The following is a 15,880-nucleotide window of genomic DNA, read 5'->3' on the forward strand; positions in this document are numbered from 1 at the left end:
GGCCGCGGGGGCGGCGGCCGCCGGGCTGAACGGGGTCGACGGCCCGCGCGGCGACGGCGAGCCGGGACCCGGTGGCGCCCACGGTGCCGTCGGCGCCCCGCCCGACGGCGACCGCTCCGGCGGCCCGACCGACGGCGACGGGTCCGCCGCCGGGTCCGGGACGGACGGCCGGGAGCCGGTCGGCCTGCGCCACCGGCTCGGCGAGGCGGCCCGCCACGTCCTCACGAGCCGGCGGGGGCTCGTCGTGCTCGCCGGCATGCTCGCGCTCGTCCTGCTCAGCGTGTACCTCGGCACCGCCGCCTTCAGCCCGGGCGGCGGCGGCACGAGCCAGGAGGTCGGCGCCCCGACCACCGTCCCGCGCACCGCGGGGCTCACGGTGGAGGTCGCGACGGAGCGGCTCGGCTCGGCCGGGCTCGCCGTCGGCGACACCGAGGCCCTGCCGAGCACCGACGTGCCGCGCGGAGCCGTGCTCGGCACCGACCCGCCGTCGGGGGAGTCGGCCCCGTCCGGCTCGCAGGTCGTCCTCATCATCTCCAGCGGCCCGGACTCCACGTCGGTCCCGAACCTGCGCGGCGACACCCTCGCCCAGGCCGGTGACCGCCTGCAGGAAGCGGGCCTGACGGTCGGCACCGTCCTGGAGGTGCCCTCGACGTCGCCGGAGGGCACGGTCATCGAGTCCGACCCGGGCCTCGGTGAGGTGCGCCCGGAGGGCAGCTCGGTCGACCTCTTCGTCGCGAGCGGGTCCAACCTCGTCCCGCCCGTGGTCGGCCTCGACTCCGGGGAGGCGGTCGCGCAGGTCACCGGCGCCGGCTTCGAGGTCGAGGTGCAGGAGCGCGCGAGCGATGACGACGAGGCGGGCGTCGTCATCGACATGCAGCCCGGCCCCACGACCGACCAGCGGCTGGGGTCGACCGTCACCCTCGTCGTCGCGGCAGGCGCGGACAGTGCCCCCGTGCGCGTCACCCAGACCGCCCGCGCAACCACGACCGCGCGCTCCACCACCACCGCGCGCGCGACGGCCACGACGACCGCGACCGCGACGACGACGGCGACCGCGACGACGACCGCGACCGCGACGGCCACGCGCACGGCCGTCAGCACGGTCACCGCGACGAGCACCGTCACGGCCACCGCGACCGTCACCGAGGACGCCCCCGAGGCCCCGCTCGCCCCCTGAGCGGGACCCCGTCGGCACCCCGTCGGCACCTCGCCGTCCCACGCCGGGCGCGCCCGCGCGGGTGGCGGCGCCCACGTCGGTAGGCTCGGTGGACGGTCGGGGCGCCACGCCCCGCCGGGGCACGCCGGCGGCCCCGCCCTCGCTTCCCCCCAGACGAAGGAGCCCCGCAGTGGCCACCATCGAAGCCATCGGCGCCCGCGAGATCCTCGACTCCCGCGGCAACCCCACCGTCGAGGTCGAGGTCGAGCTCGACGACGGCACGCTCGAGCGCGCGGCGGTGCCGTCCGGCGCGAGCACCGGCGCGTTCGAGGCCGTCGAGCGCCGCGACGGCGACTCCGCCCGCTACCTCGGCAAGGGCGTGCAGAACGCCGTCGACGCCGTCCTCGACGAGATCGGTCCCGAGCTCGTCGGCTACGACGCGGACGAGCAGCGCCTCGTCGACCAGGCGATGCTCGACCTCGACGGCACCCCCAACAAGGGCACGCTCGGCGCGAACGCGATCCTCGGCGTCTCCCTCGCCGTCGCGAAGGCGGCCGCCGCGAGCGCCGGCCTGCCGCTGTTCCGCTACGTCGGCGGCCCGAACGCCCACGTGCTGCCCGTGCCGATGATGAACATCCTCAACGGCGGCGCCCACGCCGACTCCGGTGTCGACATCCAGGAGTTCATGGTCGCCCCGGTCAGCGCGCCGTCGTTCGCGGAGGCGCTGCGCATGGGCGCGGAGACCTACCACGCGCTCAAGTCGGTGCTGAAGAGCCGCGGCCTGTCGACCGGCCTCGGCGACGAGGGCGGGTTCGCGCCCAGCGTCGCGAGCAGCCGCGAGGCCCTCGACCTCATCGGCGTCGCGGTCGAGAAGGCCGGCTTCCGCCTCGGCGACGACCTCGTGCTCGCCCTCGACGTCGCCGCGACCGAGCTGCACTCCGACGGCTCGTACTCCTTCGAGGGCCAGAGCCGCTCGAGCGAGCAGATGGTCGACTTCTACGCCGACCTCGTGGCCTCCTATCCGCTGGTGTCCATCGAGGACCCGCTGGACGAGGAGGACTGGGAGGGCTGGGGCGCGCTCGTCGAGCGCGTGGGCGACAAGGTGCAGATCGTCGGCGACGACCTGTTCGTCACCAACCCGACGCGCCTGCAGCGCGGCATCGACGCGGGCGCCGCCAACGCGCTGCTCGTCAAGGTCAACCAGATCGGCACGCTGACCGAGACCCTCGACGCCGTCGACCTCGCCCACCGCAACGGCTTCCGCTGCATGATGAGCCACCGCTCGGGCGAGACCGAGGACACCACGATCGCCGACCTCGCGGTCGCGACGAACTGCGGCCAGATCAAGACCGGTGCGCCCGCGCGCACCGACCGGGTCGCGAAGTACAACCAGCTGCTCCGCATCGAGGAGCTGCTCGACGACGCCGCCGTCTACGCCGGTGCGGGTGCGTTCCCGCGCTACCGGCGCGACTGAGGCGCCGACCGTGACGAGGAGCGCGACGACGCGCGGCCGGGACCCCCGCGGGGCCCGGACCCGTCGCGTCGTCGTGCTCCTCGCCCTCGGCGTGGTGTGCGCGCTCGTCCTCGCCCCGCCGCTGCGCCTGTACGTGCAGCAGCAGCAGGACATCGCCGAGGTGCGCGCCGAGATCGCCGAGCGCGAGGCCGCCGTCGACCGGCTCGAGGGCGACCTCGAGCTGTGGGACGACGAGGCGTACGTCGCCGCGCAGGCGCGCGAGCGGCTCGGCCTCGTGCGCCCCGGCGAGGTCGGCTACGTCGTGCCCGAGCCGCGGACGTCCCTCGGGGCTGACGAGGTGGCCGCCGGGACCGACGGCGCGCCCGGTGCGGCCGACGGTACGGCCGACGGTGCCCTCCCGGGCACGCTCGAGCGTCCTGACGCCGCACCCGAGGGCACCTGGTACGGCCGGCTGTGGTCCAGCGTCGAGGCCGTCGGGGCCGGTGCGGCCGGCGACCCGGTGCTCGACGCGCCCGTGGTGTCCGACGGCGTGACCGAGCCGTCGCCCGCGCCCTCCGCCGGTGGCTGAGCCGTCGCCGGTGGCCGCGCACGACGTCGCCACCGTGGGGGCGCAGCTCGGCCGTCCCGCCCGCGGCGTCGTCGCCGTCGCCCACCGCTGCCCGTGCGGGAACCCGGACGTCGTCCGCACGGCCCCGCGCCTGCCCGACGGGACGCCGTTCCCCACGAGCTACTACCTCACCTGCCCGCGTGCGGCGTCCGCCGTCAGCACGCTGGAGTCCTCCGGCCTCATGCGGGACATGACGGAGCGGCTGGAGGCCGACCCCGAGCTGGCGGCCGCCTACCGCGCCGCGCACGAGCGCTACCTCGCCGAGCGCGCCGAGCTCGGCGACGTGCCCGAGATCGACGGCGTGAGCGCGGGCGGCATGCCCACCCGGGTCAAGTGCCTGCACGTGCTCGTCGCCCACGCGCTCGCGGCCGGGCCGGGGGTCAACCCGCTCGGGGACGAGGCGATCGCCCTGCTGCCGGACTGGTGGGTCGACGGGCCGTGCGTGTGAGGTGACGGCCTCGACCTGCCTCGGGTGGGTCGTGCGCCCGAGAGGCGTCAAGCGCCCGGGGTAGGTCGTGCACGACCATCCGGAGGCGAGTCGCTCCCGCAACCGCTCGCGCACGACTGCATCGCGCACGACTGCATCGCGCACGACACGGTTGTGCACCACACGGTCGTTCGTGAGCCGCCTGCGCGGCACCGTGCCTCAGGGCCGTCGCGCACGACACGGTTGTGCACGACACGGTTGTGCACGACACGGTCGTTCGTGAGCCACCTGCGCGGCACCGTCCCTCAGGACAGTCGTGCACGACCGACCGCCGGCGAGGGCTCGGCGCCCTGCCGACGACGCCGCGGCGCCCTGCCGAGGTGGCCGCACGCCCTGCCGGCGCGGCCGCGGTCGCGCCCGTGACGGGTGCCCGGCCCCGCGAGGGGGTACGTCGTCTGCGATGACCACCACCACGGACACCGCCCCCCGCGGCCCCGGCACCGCCGAACGGCTCGCCCGGCGCCTCGACCGGCCCATGAGCGTGCTCGGGCTGCTGTTCCTCCTGCTCGTGCTCGCGCAGGTCCTCGCCACCGACCCCGCGACGCAGCGGGTGCTGCAGGTCGCCGGCTGGCTGCTGTGGGGCGTCTTCGTCGCGGAGTTCGTGCTGCGCGCGTGGGTCGCGCAGGACCAGCGGCGGTTCTGGCGGCGGAACTGGTGGCAGGTGCTGTTCCTGCTCGTGCCGTTCCTCCGCTTCGCCCGCGCCCTCACGCTGCTGCGGTTCACACGCGTGGCGCGCGTCGCCCGGGTGGGCAGCGTGCTGTCCGCGGCGGTTCGCGGGTCGCGCTCCGGCGGGCGGCTCCTGTCGGGACGCGTGACGTGGCTCGCGCTCGTCACCGCCGTCGTCGTGCTCGCCTCCAGCCAGCTGCTGCTCGTGCTCGGCGAGCACGACTCCTTCGCCGCGGCTCTGCACGACGCCGCGCTCGCCACCATCACCGGCGACCCGCTCGAGGCGCCCGGGGCGGTGGCCCGGGTCCTCGAGGTCGTGCTCGGCGTCTACTCCGTCGTGGTGTTCGCCACGCTCGCGGGCGCGCTGGGGGCCTACTTCCTCGGTCAGCGACCCGCGCCCGACGAGGACGAGGCGGCCACCGGCTCAGACGCGTCGTGAGCCGGCCAGGTGCCGCAGCACCGAGCGTGCGGCGTGCACGCCGCACATGCCGTGCACCCCGGGCCCCGGCGGGGTCGCCGACGAGCACAGCCACACACCGTCCAGGGGCGTCCGGTAGGGGTCCCAGCGCGGCACAGGACGGGCGAGCACCTGCCGCAGCGTCGTCTCGCCGACGGCGACGTCGCCGCCGACGTGCACCGGGTTGTCCAGCGCCAGCCGCGCCGCCGGGCGCACCGCGGTCGCCACGACGGTGTCGCGGGCACCGGGCGCGTACCGCTCGATCCGGCGCAGGAGGACGTCGGTGACGTCGACGTCGGAGCCCGCCGGCACGTGGCAGTACGCCCACACCGGGTGCAGCCCCTCGGGCGCGCGGGTCGGGTCGACGACCGACGGCTGCACGAGCAGCACGAAGGGGTGCGCGGCGTGCCGGCCGTCGGCGACCGCGGCCTCCGCCGCCGCGACCTCGGCGCCCGGCCCGCCGAGGTGGACCGTTCCCGCCTCACGCGCCCGCGGGTCCGCCCACGGCAGCGGCTCCGACGTCACGAGGTGGACGGTGCTCGCGCCCGCGCCGTAGCGGTAGCGGCGCAGCGCCCGCCGGTACGACGGCGGGAGCGCGTCGCCGCCGAGTGCGTCGAGCTGCGCGGGGGACAGGTCGAGCAGCGTGGCGCGGGCGCGCGGCAGCTGGCGCAGGTCGTGCACCCACTCCCCGGTCCGCACCGTCGCCCCGAGCCGGCGCAGGTCGGCGACGACGGCGTCGGCGATGCGCTGGCTGCCGCCCTCCACCACCGGCCAGCCGGCGGCGTGACCGAGCACGTTCAGCAGCATCCCGGCCGCCGCCGGGGCCGGGCTCGGGACGGGTCCGTCGAGGCGGAGGGCGGTGTGGGCCGCGCTGCCGGCGAGCAGCGCCCCGGGCGCGGGACCGCGGAACCGGCGCGCGAAGCCCGGCACGCCGCCCGCGATCGTGAGGCCGAACCGCGCGAGGGTCGCGAGCCTCCGCGGCTCGATCGGTACCCGTCGCAGGTCGGAGGTGAGGGCACGCACGAGCGTGTCCGCGTCGGCCACGAGCGGGCCGACGACGCGTCGCCAGGACCGGCCGTCGCCCGGCGCGAGGTCGTCGAGGTCGTCGACGGTGTCCTCGAGGCGGCGGTGGAGGACCGCGAAGCGGCCGCCGTCCATCGCGTGTGCGAGCGGGACCCGTGGCTGCAGCAGGCGCACCCCGTGCGCGGCGAGGTCGAAGCCCGTGCCGTCGGGGCCGCCGCCGGGGGCGAGGAACGGCGCGGCGGCCGCGAGCGGGTGCGCGGCGGAGCACACGTCGTGGAGCACGCCCGGCAGCGTGAGCTCGGCGCTGCGGGTGCCCCCGCCGAGCGTGTCGGCGCCCTCGACGAGCTCGACGTCGAGGCCCGCCGAGGCGAGCGTCCACGCCGCCGCGAGGCCGTTCGGCCCCGACCCGACGACGACGACGTCGCGCTCGAACGGTCCGCCCACGGCACCAGCCTGTCAGGCGGGCCCGCTCGCGCGACTGGGAGGATGCGGCCCGTGACCCGCGTGGCCGCCGTCGACTGCGGCACCAACTCGATCCGGCTCCTCGTCACCGACCTCGACCCCGGGGCCGGCACCCAGGCCGACGTGACCCGCCTCATGCGCGTCGTGCGGCTCGGCGAGGGTGTCGACGCGACGGGCCGGCTGTCCGACGCGGCGCTCGCACGCACCTTCGCCGCCGTCGACGAGTACGCCGGTCTCCTGCGCGACCTCGGGGCGCAGCACGTCCGGTTCGTGGCGACCAGCGCGTCGCGCGACGCGTCGAACGCCGACGTGTTCGTCGCGGGCGTGCGGGAGCGCCTCGGCGTGGAGCCGGAGGTGGTGCCGGGGGAGGAGGAAGCGGCCCTGTCGTTCACCGGCGCCGTCCGGGAGCTGGCGTCGTCGCAGGCCGGGCCGTGGTGCGTCGTCGACATCGGCGGCGGGTCGACGGAGGTCGTCGTCGGCGACCGGCTCCCCGGCCCGACGGGGGAGGGGCTGCGCTCCCGCTCCGTCGACGTCGGCTGCGTCCGGCTCACCGAGCGGCACCTGCACGGCGACCCGCCCACGCGCGAGCAGGTCGAGGCGGCCCGGGCCGACGTGGAGGCGGCCCTCGACGCGGTCGAGGAGGTCGTCGACCTCAGAGGCGTGCGGGCGCTCGTCGGGCTGGCCGGCTCCGTCACCACGGTGACCGCGGAGGCGCTGGGCCTGCGCGGGTACGACTCCGCCCGCATCCACGGCGCGGAGCTGCCGGTCCCCGTCGTGCTCGACGCCGCGGAGCGGCTGCTCGTCGCCGACCGTGACGCCCGCGCCGCGCGCGGCTTCATGCACCCCGGCCGGGTCGACGTCATCGGTGCGGGCGCGCTCGTGTGGCAGCAGGTGCTGCGGCGCGTCGCCGCGCGCAGCGGGGTGGCGACCGCCCGCGCGAGCGAGCACGACATCCTCGACGGGGTCGCGTGGAGCCTCCTCGACCGGCGCTGAGGCCGTACGCCACGGGCTGCGCCGCGCCCCCCGTGGCGCAGGCGCAGCCCGTATGCCTCCACGCGTCCCGCCTCTGCGCTCGCACGAGGGCCCGTTGCCCCGGAAGGCGTGGCGAACCGTCGGTACCCCGCCTCCCGCCGTCGCAAACCTCCCGGTCCGTCCGGATCTCCGTGCGGCGCCGCAGACGGTGGGTGACGCACCGCGCGGTCGCCTACGGTGTCGGCTCGTGACGGCCCGCTCCGAGCCCGCCGAGGCGGGCGGCGTCCTGCCGCGGCCCGACGCCGCCGACCTGGCGTCGCTGGGCCGGCAGATGGCCGGTTGCCGGGCCTGCCCCCGCCTGGTGACGTGGCGGGAGCACGTCGCCGTGACGAGGCGCGCCGCCTTCGCCGACCAGGACTACTGGGGACGGCCCGTGCCGGGGTTCGGCGACCCGGCCGCGCGGCTGCTCGTGCTGGGGCTCGCGCCCGCCGCCCACGGCGCGAACCGGACGGGCCGCGTCTTCACCGGCGACCGCTCGGGCGACTTCCTGTTCGCGGCGCTGCACCGCACGGGCTGGGCGAACCAGCCCACGAGCGTGTCCCCCGACGACGGCCTGCGCCTCGACGACGCGTGGGTGAGCGCAGCGGTGCGCTGCGCCCCGCCGGGCAACGCCCCCACGCCGGCCGAGCGCGACACGTGCGCGCCGTGGCTGGACGCGGAGGTCCGCCTGCTCACCCCGCGGCTGCGCGCGGTGCTCGTGCTCGGCGGGTTCGGCTGGCAGCAGGGGCTCGGCACCTTCGCCCGGCTGGGCTGGCGCGTGCCGCGACCGCGCCCGCGCTTCTCCCACGGGGCCACGGCGGTGCTGCCCCCGGGCCCGGACGCCCCCGCCGGCGCCGCCCCGCTCGTGCTGCTCGGCAGCTACCACGTGAGCCAGCAGAACACCTTCACCGGCCGTCTCACCGAGGCGATGCTCGACGACGTCCTCGTCGCCGCCCGCGCCGCGTGCGAGGACGGCCCGGCCGACCCGGGCGGGGGGACGAACCGCGCCATCCGCGCGTAGCGGACGTGGCGGCGCCGTCCGGCACGTAACACGACGGCGTTTTCGGGTGTCAGCGGAGGGCAACGGAGTGTTGACTCAGCGTGTGGGAGTTCCGTGGCCCGTGCCGGCGCTCGTCGTGCCGCCGTCTGCCGTCGCGGTGCTCCTGCTGCCACCCGGTCCCGTCCGGATCGGCGGGTGGGCGGCGCTGGCGCTCGGCTGCGTCGTGCTCGTGTGGAGCGGACCGTGGGAGGGGCGGGGCTCGCCGTGGCGCTGGCTCGGCGCGGGCACCGCGCTGCTGGCCACCGCCGCCGTGCTGGCCGCCCCCGCCGTGCAGCCCGCGCTCGACGCGCTGCCGGGCACCGGCACCCTGCCCCTGCGGTCGCTGCTGCACCTGCTCGCCTTCCTGCCGATGCTCGTCGGGGTGGTCGGGCTCACCGAGACGCGGGTCCGGCGCCGGGACCGGTGGGTGGCGGTGGACGCGGCCGTCGTCGTGCTCGTCGCGGTCACCGTCTCGCTGCTGGTGGCCGCCGAGGGCCTGCCGCTGCTCGTCTTCCCCCTCCTCGACCTCGTCCTCCTCGCGTGCCTCGCGCCGCTGTTCACCGGCGAGGACCGCTCGGGCGTGCGCTGGGTCCTGCTGCCCGCGGTGGTCGGCCTGCTCGTCACCGACGTCGTGTACCTCGTCGGCTCCCTCGCCGACCTGCCGGTGACACCGGCCGCTGCGGTCGTCCTGCTGCTGTCGCTCGCGCTGCTCGCCGTGGCCGCCCGGCACCCCGCCTCCCGTCCCCTCGCCGGTCAGGCGGCCCGACGGGCCGCCGCGGCCCGGCTGCAGGCGACGCGGCCCGGTGCGCGTGCGGTGACGGCCCGGCGGCTCCTGCTGCTCGGCGTCGGCCTCGTCGCCGCGCCGCTGCTCCTGCTCGCGGGCCTGCTCGACCTGCTGCCGGACAGCGCACGGCCTGCCGTCCTCCTCGGCTTCGCCGTGTTCGTGCTCGCCGCGCTGCGGCTCGCCCAGCTGGTCGGGGAGCTCGTGCGCGACGACGCGGAGGACGACGCGCACCGTCGCTTCACCGCCGCCTTCGACCGCTCACCCGGCGGTCTCGGGCTCGTCGCGGTCGCCGGTCCCGAGGCAGGCTGCCTCGTCGAGGTCAACACGGCGCTCACCCACGTGCTCGGCCGTGCCGCGAGAGAGCTCGTCGGCGCGCCCGTGACCGCGCTCGTCCACCCCGCCGACACCGAGGGCGCCCGCCGGGTGCGGGTCGCGCTGGACGCCGTGTCCCCGCGCTCGCGCCGGCCCGGCCCGTCCGGTCGCTCCGGCCCGTCCGGTCACTCCGGCGGGTCCGGCGACGGGTCCGGCGCGCAGCGCCCGAGAGCGGTGACCGTCCGCATCGCCGCACCGGGCCGGCCGCGGTGGGGCGTGCTCGACCTCGCCCCGCTCGCCGCCGCGCCGGGACGCGAGGGCGACGACGGCCTCGCGGTCCTGCGCGTGGACGACATCACCGAGCGCGTCGACACCGAGGCGCAGCTCGCGGCGCAGGCCCGCCGCGACCCGCTGACCGGGCTGTCGAACCGGGTCGACCTGCTGGAGTGGCTCGCCCGGGCGCTCGCCGACCACGCCGACGGCGGCCCGCCCGTCGCCGTGCTCCTGCTCGACCTCGACCGCTTCAAGCTCGTCAACGACGCCCACGGGCACGCGGTCGGCGACGAGCTCCTCGTCGACGTCGCGGGACGGCTGCACCGGCTACGCGCCGACCTCGTCGCCCGGCTCGGCGGCGACGAGTTCGCCGTCGTCTCGCGACTGCCGGACGGCGACCGGCTGGAGGCGCTCCTGCGCCGCGTGCACGCCGTGCTCGAGCCCGTCGTGCCGCTGAGCCGCGGCGACGTGGTCGTCTCGGCGAGCATCGGCGTCGTCGTGCGCGACGCCCGGTCCGACCTCAGCGCTGGCGCCCCCGACGCCGAGGGCCTGCTGCGCCAGGCGGACATCGCCATGTACCGGGCCAAGGCCGACGGCGGGCGCCGGCACGTCGTCTTCGGCGAGGCGCTGCAGGCCGTCGTCGAGAACCGTCACCTCGTGGAGCAGGAGCTGCGCGCCGCGCTCACCGGCGGCGGCCTCGCGGTCGTCTACCAGCCGGTCGTGGACCTGCGCGACGGGCAGGTGCTCGCCCACGAGGCGCTCGTGCGCATGGTGCGCCGGGTCGAGGGGGTGACGATCGGCCCGGCCGAGTTCCTCGACGTGGCCGAGGAGTCGGGCCTCGTCACGGGGATGGGCGGGTTCGTCATGTCGACGGCCATCGGCACCGCCGTCCGGGACCCCCAGCAGCGGCGGATGGCCGTCAACGTGAGCGGACGGGAGCTCGCCGAGCCCGACTTCGCCGGCCGGGTGCTGCGCCGCCTGGCCCGGGCCGGGCTCCCGCCGGACCACCTCACCGTCGAGGTGACGGAGTCCGCGGTCGTGCCCAACATCGACGGGGTCGTGCCGCAGCTGGACCTGCTGCGCTCGGAGGGGGTCGGCGTCGCCCTCGACGACTTCGGCACCGGCTACTCCTCGCTCACCCACCTGCGCTCGCTGCCCGTCGACACGGTCAAGATCGACCGCTCCTTCGTCGAGCGGGTGGTGGTCGACGGGCCGGACCGGCGCATCGTCGCGGCGGTCGCGGAGCTCGCGGCCGGGCTCGGTCTCGACACCGTCGCGGAGGGCATCGAGACGCCCGCCCAGCACGAGGTCGTGCGACAGCTCGGGTGCCGCCACGGCCAGGGCTACCTCTACGGTCGTCCTGCGGCCGCGCTGGCCGGCGGCGCCGAGGGGGCACCGTCGGGGCAGGCCGGCCCCGCCCCCGTAGCCCAACCGGCAGAGGCAGGCGCCTTAAAAGCGCAGCAGTACGGGTTCGAGTCCCGTCGGGGGCACCCGGGTGACGACGGTGCCGCGGACCGGCCGCTTCGGTAGTCTCTGAGGTCCGGGAACCCCCGCGCACGCTGGGGTGTTACCTGGGCGGAGGGCCGGCGCAGCAGGCGGGCGGCCCGACCTGGAGGGAGACCATGCGCAGCAGCAACCCCGCGTTCTCGCGGAACGAGGCGTTCACCCGTGGTGGGTACGCCACCTTCGACGTCGCGACCCCGTCGTCGGACCAGCTCGAGTCCCAGTACGGCATGCCGTCCGCGGTCCGCGAGCGGCCCATGACCATCGAGGACGTCGTCAACAAGGGCGGCATCCTCTTCGCCGTCCTGCTCGCCGTCGCCGTCCCCGTCTACTTCCTCGCACCGCCGTCGCTGCTGTTCCCGCTGTGGATCGGCGGCATCATCGCCACGCTCGTGCTCGGCATGGTGATCGCCTTCTCCAAGACGCCGAAGCCGGGCCTCATGGTCCTGTACGCGGCCGTCGAGGGTGCGTTCGTCGGGGCCATCAGCGCGTTCTACGCGGCCGCCTTCGCGCCGAACCTCATCCCGCAGGCCGTCCTCGGCACGCTCGCCGCCTTCGCGGCCATGCTGCTGGCCTACCGGACGGGCCTCATCCGGGCCAGCGGCCGGTTCAAGAAGGTGCTGCTCATCGCGGCGCTCGGCTACTTCATCTTCAGCCTCGTCAACATCGGCTTCGTGCTGTTCGCCGGCACGTCGTTCTTCTTCGACACCGGCATCCTCGGGGTCGGGCTGTCGCTGCTCGGCGTGACGCTCGCGTCGCTGTTCCTCGTGCTCGACTTCGACTTCATCGAGCAGGGCATCCGCAACCGGCTGCCCGCCCAGTACGCCTGGACCGCCGCGTTCGGCCTCATGGTCACGCTCGTCTGGCTGTACCTGGAGATCCTCCGCCTGCTCGCCATCCTCCGCGGCTCCGACTGAGCCGTCGGGCCCGGCCTGACCCACCGCACACGACCCGTGCTGCCCGAGCCCCGCACCGCCGCCGAGGCGGCCGAGCGGGAGGCGGCACGGGTCGTGTCGCGTCTGGACGCGCTCGCCCCGGCGCGCGTGCCGGTCGAGCTCGTCCGCGGCCACGTGCAGGACCTCGCCGACCTCGCCCGCGCGGCCGAGGGGCTGCCGCCGCACGCCGTGCCGGACCTCGCCCCGCACGGCTGGGCGGACCTGGTCCGGGTGCTGGTCGGCGACCTGCGACTGCTCGAGACCGGCGAGGCGACGTGGGCGGCCGCGGCGGACCTGCTCGCGGGGCTGCGCCGCGCCCTGCCGTGAGCCGCGTCCTCACAGCTGGCGGCGCATGACGACCCGCCGCTTGGTCGGGTGGCTCACCCGCTCGAACCCGGCCGCGGCGAGGACCTGAGCCGGGCCCACGAAGAGCTCGCCCCAGGTCACGTCCTGTCCCGGCTCCACGAGCATCCCGTAGCCCTCGACCGCGCTCGCCCCGTTCGTGCGGGCGTGCTCGACCGCCGCCTCGGCCAGCACGTACGTGAGGCCGCGGCCGCGGAAGCCCGGCCTCACGCAGAAGCACGTCACGGCCCACACCGACGGGTCGTCCCGGTCCTCGTGCCGGCCCCGCCACGGCACGTGGAACTGGGGCGAGAAGAGCTTCGGGTAGGCCGTGCGCGGCTCGACCGCCACCCACCCGGCCGGCTCGCCGTCGACGTAGGCGACGAGCCCGCTCGTCTCCGTCGCGTCCGGGTCGTCGCAGCCGGTGGAGACCCGGGCCATCTCGACGCGCTCCTCGACGACCGTGTCCCGCCAGAGCCAGCCCGTCACCTTGAAGCGCTGGCACAGGCAGCGCGCGGGGTACCCCCGCTCGCCGAAGACCGTCAGGACGTCGTCGAAGGGCACCTCGTTCGCCGGACGGACGTCGACGTCCTCGACCTGCAGCCGCACGGCCCGACGCTAGAGGTGGCCCCCGACACCCGTGCCGCTGCGGCGGGTCAGGTGGTCCAGCCGCAGCACGCCGCGCCGCACGGCGCCCGCCAGCGCCGTGGGCGACGGCTGCGGACCGGTGGCCGCGGGTGGCGGGCCCCCGAGCGCGGCGAGCACCGCCACGGAGGCGACGACGAGCGCGACGCTCGCGAGCAGGTCGTTCACGATCCGACGGGCACGGCGGCAGCAGAGCGCCCGAGCGGCGCCGTCGTCTCCTGTCGGCTGTCGCGCAGGAGGCGCGTGAGGTGGCAGACCTCCTCGACGTGGACGCCCGGGGCGGGCGTGCCGTGGGTGAGCAGCCGGTGGGCACGGGCGAAGCGGCGCACGAGCACGACGGGCGGCTCGCCGTCCGTGGTGCCCAGACCCGCGGCCGCCGCCTCCTCCAGGCGGACCACGAGGTCGGCGAGGACGGTGCGCTCGCGGTCGACCGCGTCCTCGAGCGCGACGCGCCCGACGAGGTCCGCGAGGCCGTCGAGGGCCAGTGCGACGGGTGTGGTCATGTCGTCCTCCTCCGGGTGGGGCCTCCGAGCGGGGCCACGACCAGGGTCGGCCGCAGGAGGCCGTCCGACGAGTGGCGGAACTGCCCACGTGCGCCAAGTTCCTGCCACACTGTCGTCGTGCTGCAGAACGTGGTCGCCCTCGTGTACGACGGTGTCGGCGCCTTCGGGCTGGGGGTCGTCTCGGAGGTCTTCGGCTACGACCGCTCCGCCGACGGCCTGCCGCGATACGACTTCGACGTCGCCGCCGTCGAGCCCGGACCGGTCCGTACGGACATCGGCCTGCAGGTCGTCGCCGAGCACGGCCTGGAGCGGGTCGCAGAGGCCGACCTCGTCTGCGTGCTGGGGTGGGAGCGCACGGACACCGAGCCGCCCGAGGAGCTGCTGCAGGCGATGCGCGACACGGTCGCCCGGGGCGGGCGCATCATGAGCCACTGCAGCGGCGCGTTCGTCGTGGCGGCCGCGGGCCTGCTCGACGGGCGACGGGTCGCGACGCACTGGATGCACGCCGACGCGCTCGCCCGCCGCTACCCGGCCGTCACCGTCGACCGGGACGTGCTCTACGTCGACGACGACCCGATCTTCTCCAGCGCGGGGACCGCCGCGGGCATCGACATGTGCCTGTACCTGCTGCGCCGCGAGCACGGCGCGGCCGTCGCCAACGACGTCGCCCGGCGCATGGTCGTCCCGCCGTACCGCGAGGGCGGTCAGGCGCAGTACGTGGCGGCCGCCGTGCCGGAGGTCGACGACACCTCGTGCCTGCGCGAGACGATCGCGTGGGCGCAGCACCACCTGGAGGAGGACCTGAGCGTGGAGGAGCTGGCCGCGCGCGCTCTCATGTCGCCGCGCAGCTTCGCGCGGCACTTCCGGGCCGCGACGGGCGCGACGCCGCACGCCTGGCTGCTGGGGCAGCGGGTCAGCCGGGCGCAGCAGCTCCTGGAGACCACGGACCTGCCCGTCGACGAGGTCGCCCGCCGCAGCGGGCTCGGGGCGGCGACCACGCTGCGGCACCACTTCTCGCAGCGGCTGGGGACGTCACCGCAGGCGTACCGCCGGACCTTCCGGGGGGCGCTGGCGACGGCCGGCTCAGGATGAGCCACTCCTCCACAGGCCGTGCGGGGTGGGTGGCGGCTGTCGGTGGTCCCGCGTAGCATCGAACACGTGTTCGAGTCCGGTGCAGCCGCTGAGGTGCTCGCGGCTGCCAGCGCGCTCGCGGGGCTGGGGCCGGCGGTCGATGACGCCGCGCGCGTCGACCGGATCCGCGCGTTGGAGGAGCTGAAGGCGGCGGCTGCGGCGGCGCAGGCGCGTGATGCGGCGGACCTGTACCGGTCGCGGTGCGAGGCGGAGGCGGCGGCGGGGGTGCCGGCGCGGGAGCGGGGTCGGGGCGTCGCGTCGGAGGTGGCGTTGGCGCGGCGGGAGTCCCCGCACCGGGGTGGGCGCTACCTGGGGTTGGCGCGGGCGCTGGTGGAGGAGATGCCGTGCACCCTGGCCGCGCTGGAGGCGGGTCGTGTGAGTGAGTGGCGGGCGACGCTGCTGGTGCGGGAGACGGCGGTGCTGACCCGGGCCGACCGGGCGGTGGTGGACGCCGAGGTCGCCGGTGACGTGGTGGAGCTGGAGCGGCTGTCGGACCGGGCCCTGGTGGCGCGGGCGAAGCAGGTCGCCTACCGGCTGGACGCGGGCTCGGTGGTGGCGCGGGCGCGTCGGGCCGAGCAGGAGCGGTGCGTGAGCGTGCGTCCGGCGCCGGACACGATGGCGTACCTCACGGCGCTGCTGCCGGTGCGGCAGGCGGTGAGCGTGCAGGTGGCGTTGCAGCGGGCGGCGGAGACGGCCAGGAACGGCGGGGACGAGCGGTCGCGCGGTCAGGTGATGGCCGACACCCTCGTGGCGTCGGTGCTCGGCGCTGCTGGCCAGGAAAGTCCAGGAGCGCCTGCGGCGCCGGATGTGTCGGTGCAGCTGGTGATGACCGATCGGGCTCTGCTGGCCGGGGACGACGAACCCGCCCGCCTCGAGGGCGCCGGCGCGGCGGTCGGGACGGTACCGGCGGCGTGGGCGCGGGACCTCGTCGCCCGCACGCTGGAGGAGGACGGGCGGGTGTTCGTGTCCCGGCTGCTGCTGGACCCGCTGGGTGCGGTGGTGGCGTTGGAGTCCCGCGCCCGCTGCGCCCCGCCGGGCCTGGCGCGGCTGGTCCGGCTGCGCGACGGCGG

Annotated in this window: 16 protein-coding genes, 1 tRNA gene and 1 pseudogene; 13 read left to right on the forward strand and 5 right to left on the reverse strand. The window is 76.5% G+C overall.

Annotated elements, in window-relative coordinates; genetic code table 11:
* The 5 genes from WAA21_RS16960 to WAA21_RS16980 all read left to right on the forward strand — a co-directional run.
* On the forward strand, positions 1-1,177 hold a 1,177-nt coding region (locus WAA21_RS16960; protein WP_336924031.1), incomplete at its 5' end, for a PASTA domain-containing protein.
* Positions 1,178-1,346: 169 nt separating this feature from the next.
* Positions 1,347-2,630 carry a phosphopyruvate hydratase gene (eno, locus tag WAA21_RS16965; RefSeq protein ID WP_336924032.1) on the forward strand — a complete coding sequence of 428 codons (1,284 nt, stop codon included), beginning with the start codon at positions 1,347-1,349 and terminating at the stop codon, positions 2,628-2,630.
* Between the two features lie 10 nt (positions 2,631-2,640).
* A complete protein-coding gene (locus tag WAA21_RS16970) occupies positions 2,641-3,198 on the forward strand; it encodes an FtsB family cell division protein (protein WP_336924033.1) in 558 nt (185 codons plus the stop codon).
* Positions 3,191-3,685, forward strand: coding sequence for a DUF501 domain-containing protein (locus WAA21_RS16975; protein ID WP_336924034.1), 495 nt, complete (start codon positions 3,191-3,193; stop codon positions 3,683-3,685). The genes WAA21_RS16970 and WAA21_RS16975 overlap by 8 nt, the downstream gene beginning before the upstream one ends.
* Positions 3,686-4,124: 439 nt before the next feature.
* Positions 4,125-4,829: a hypothetical protein gene (locus tag WAA21_RS16980; RefSeq protein ID WP_336924035.1), complete on the forward strand. Its 705-nt coding sequence runs from the start codon at positions 4,125-4,127 to the stop codon at positions 4,827-4,829.
* Here WAA21_RS16980 and WAA21_RS16985 read toward each other — a convergent pair.
* A complete protein-coding gene (locus tag WAA21_RS16985; protein WP_336924036.1) occupies positions 4,815-6,314 on the reverse strand; it encodes a phytoene desaturase family protein in 1,500 nt (499 codons plus the stop codon). The genes WAA21_RS16980 and WAA21_RS16985 overlap by 15 nt on opposite strands.
* Positions 6,315-6,365: 51 nt before the next feature.
* Here WAA21_RS16985 and WAA21_RS16990 point away from each other — a divergent pair, with 51 nt between their 5' ends.
* Positions 6,366-7,325, forward strand: coding sequence for a Ppx/GppA phosphatase family protein (locus WAA21_RS16990; RefSeq protein ID WP_442893308.1), 960 nt, complete (start codon positions 6,366-6,368; stop codon positions 7,323-7,325).
* 226 nt (positions 7,326-7,551) lie between these two features.
* Positions 7,552-8,364, forward strand: coding sequence for a uracil-DNA glycosylase (locus WAA21_RS16995; protein WP_442893309.1), 813 nt, complete (start codon positions 7,552-7,554; stop codon positions 8,362-8,364).
* Positions 8,365-8,413: 49 nt separating this feature from the next.
* Here the strand turns inward: WAA21_RS16995 and WAA21_RS17000 are convergent, their stop codons facing one another.
* Positions 8,414-9,397, reverse strand: coding sequence for a hypothetical protein (locus WAA21_RS17000; RefSeq protein ID WP_336924038.1), 984 nt, complete (start codon positions 9,395-9,397; stop codon positions 8,414-8,416).
* Between the two features lie 426 nt (positions 9,398-9,823).
* On the opposite strand from WAA21_RS17000, the pseudogene WAA21_RS17980 reads away from it, so the two are divergent.
* The 4 genes and pseudogenes from WAA21_RS17980 to WAA21_RS17025 form a co-directional block, all read left to right on the forward strand.
* A pseudogene (locus WAA21_RS17980) lies at positions 9,824-11,053 on the forward strand (putative bifunctional diguanylate cyclase/phosphodiesterase); the annotation flags it as partial.
* Between the two features lie 114 nt (positions 11,054-11,167).
* Positions 11,168-11,241: transfer RNA gene (locus WAA21_RS17015), tRNA-Leu, on the forward strand.
* 132 nt (positions 11,242-11,373) lie between these two features.
* A complete protein-coding gene (locus WAA21_RS17020) occupies positions 11,374-12,171 on the forward strand; it encodes a Bax inhibitor-1/YccA family protein (protein WP_336924041.1) in 798 nt (265 codons plus the stop codon).
* 36 nt (positions 12,172-12,207) lie between these two features.
* A complete protein-coding gene (locus tag WAA21_RS17025; RefSeq protein ID WP_336924042.1) occupies positions 12,208-12,516 on the forward strand; it encodes a hypothetical protein in 309 nt (102 codons plus the stop codon).
* A gap of 9 nt (positions 12,517-12,525) precedes the next feature.
* Here WAA21_RS17025 and WAA21_RS17030 read toward each other — a convergent pair whose 3' ends face one another.
* Genes WAA21_RS17030 through WAA21_RS17040 form a run of 3 tightly spaced genes read right to left on the reverse strand, consistent with a single transcriptional unit; the run spans position 12,526 to position 13,679 of the window.
* Positions 12,526-13,140 carry a GNAT family N-acetyltransferase gene (locus WAA21_RS17030; RefSeq protein ID WP_336924043.1) on the reverse strand — a complete coding sequence of 205 codons (615 nt, stop codon included), beginning with the start codon at positions 13,138-13,140 and terminating at the stop codon, positions 12,526-12,528.
* 9 nt (positions 13,141-13,149) lie between these two features.
* On the reverse strand, positions 13,150-13,344 hold the full coding sequence (locus WAA21_RS17035; RefSeq protein ID WP_336924044.1) for a hypothetical protein: 195 nt from the start codon (positions 13,342-13,344) through the stop codon (positions 13,150-13,152).
* Positions 13,341-13,679 carry a hypothetical protein gene (locus WAA21_RS17040; RefSeq protein WP_336924045.1) on the reverse strand — a complete coding sequence of 113 codons (339 nt, stop codon included), beginning with the start codon at positions 13,677-13,679 and terminating at the stop codon, positions 13,341-13,343. Before WAA21_RS17040 ends, WAA21_RS17035 begins: the two co-directional genes overlap by 4 nt.
* 117 nt (positions 13,680-13,796) lie before the next feature.
* On the opposite strand from WAA21_RS17040, the gene WAA21_RS17045 reads away from it, so the two are divergent.
* Together WAA21_RS17045 and WAA21_RS17050 are read left to right on the forward strand one after the other, a co-directional pair.
* Positions 13,797-14,771, forward strand: a complete 975-nt coding sequence (locus WAA21_RS17045) for a helix-turn-helix domain-containing protein (protein ID WP_336924046.1) — start codon at positions 13,797-13,799, stop codon at positions 14,769-14,771.
* Between the two features lie 66 nt (positions 14,772-14,837).
* Positions 14,838-15,880: DUF222 domain-containing protein (locus WAA21_RS17050; protein WP_336924047.1), on the forward strand; the 1,043-nt coding region annotated here is incomplete at its 3' end.

Origin of the sequence: Aquipuribacter sp. SD81 (assembly GCF_037153975.1) — a bacterium.
GTDB lineage: Bacteria > Actinomycetota > Actinomycetes > Actinomycetales > JBBAYJ01 > Aquipuribacter.

Bases quoted from the DNA above. Each gene is read 5' to 3' on its own strand.
- WAA21_RS16980 (WP_336924035.1), top strand. From the start codon at position 4,125: ATGACCACCACCACGGACACCGCCCCCCGCGGCCCCGGCACCGCCGAA.
- WAA21_RS17020 (WP_336924041.1), top strand. From the start codon at position 11,374: ATGCGCAGCAGCAACCCCGCGTTCTCGCGGAACGAGGCGTTCACCCGT.
- WAA21_RS17040 (WP_336924045.1), bottom strand. From the start codon at position 13,679: ATGACCACACCCGTCGCACTGGCCCTCGACGGCCTCGCGGACCTCGTC.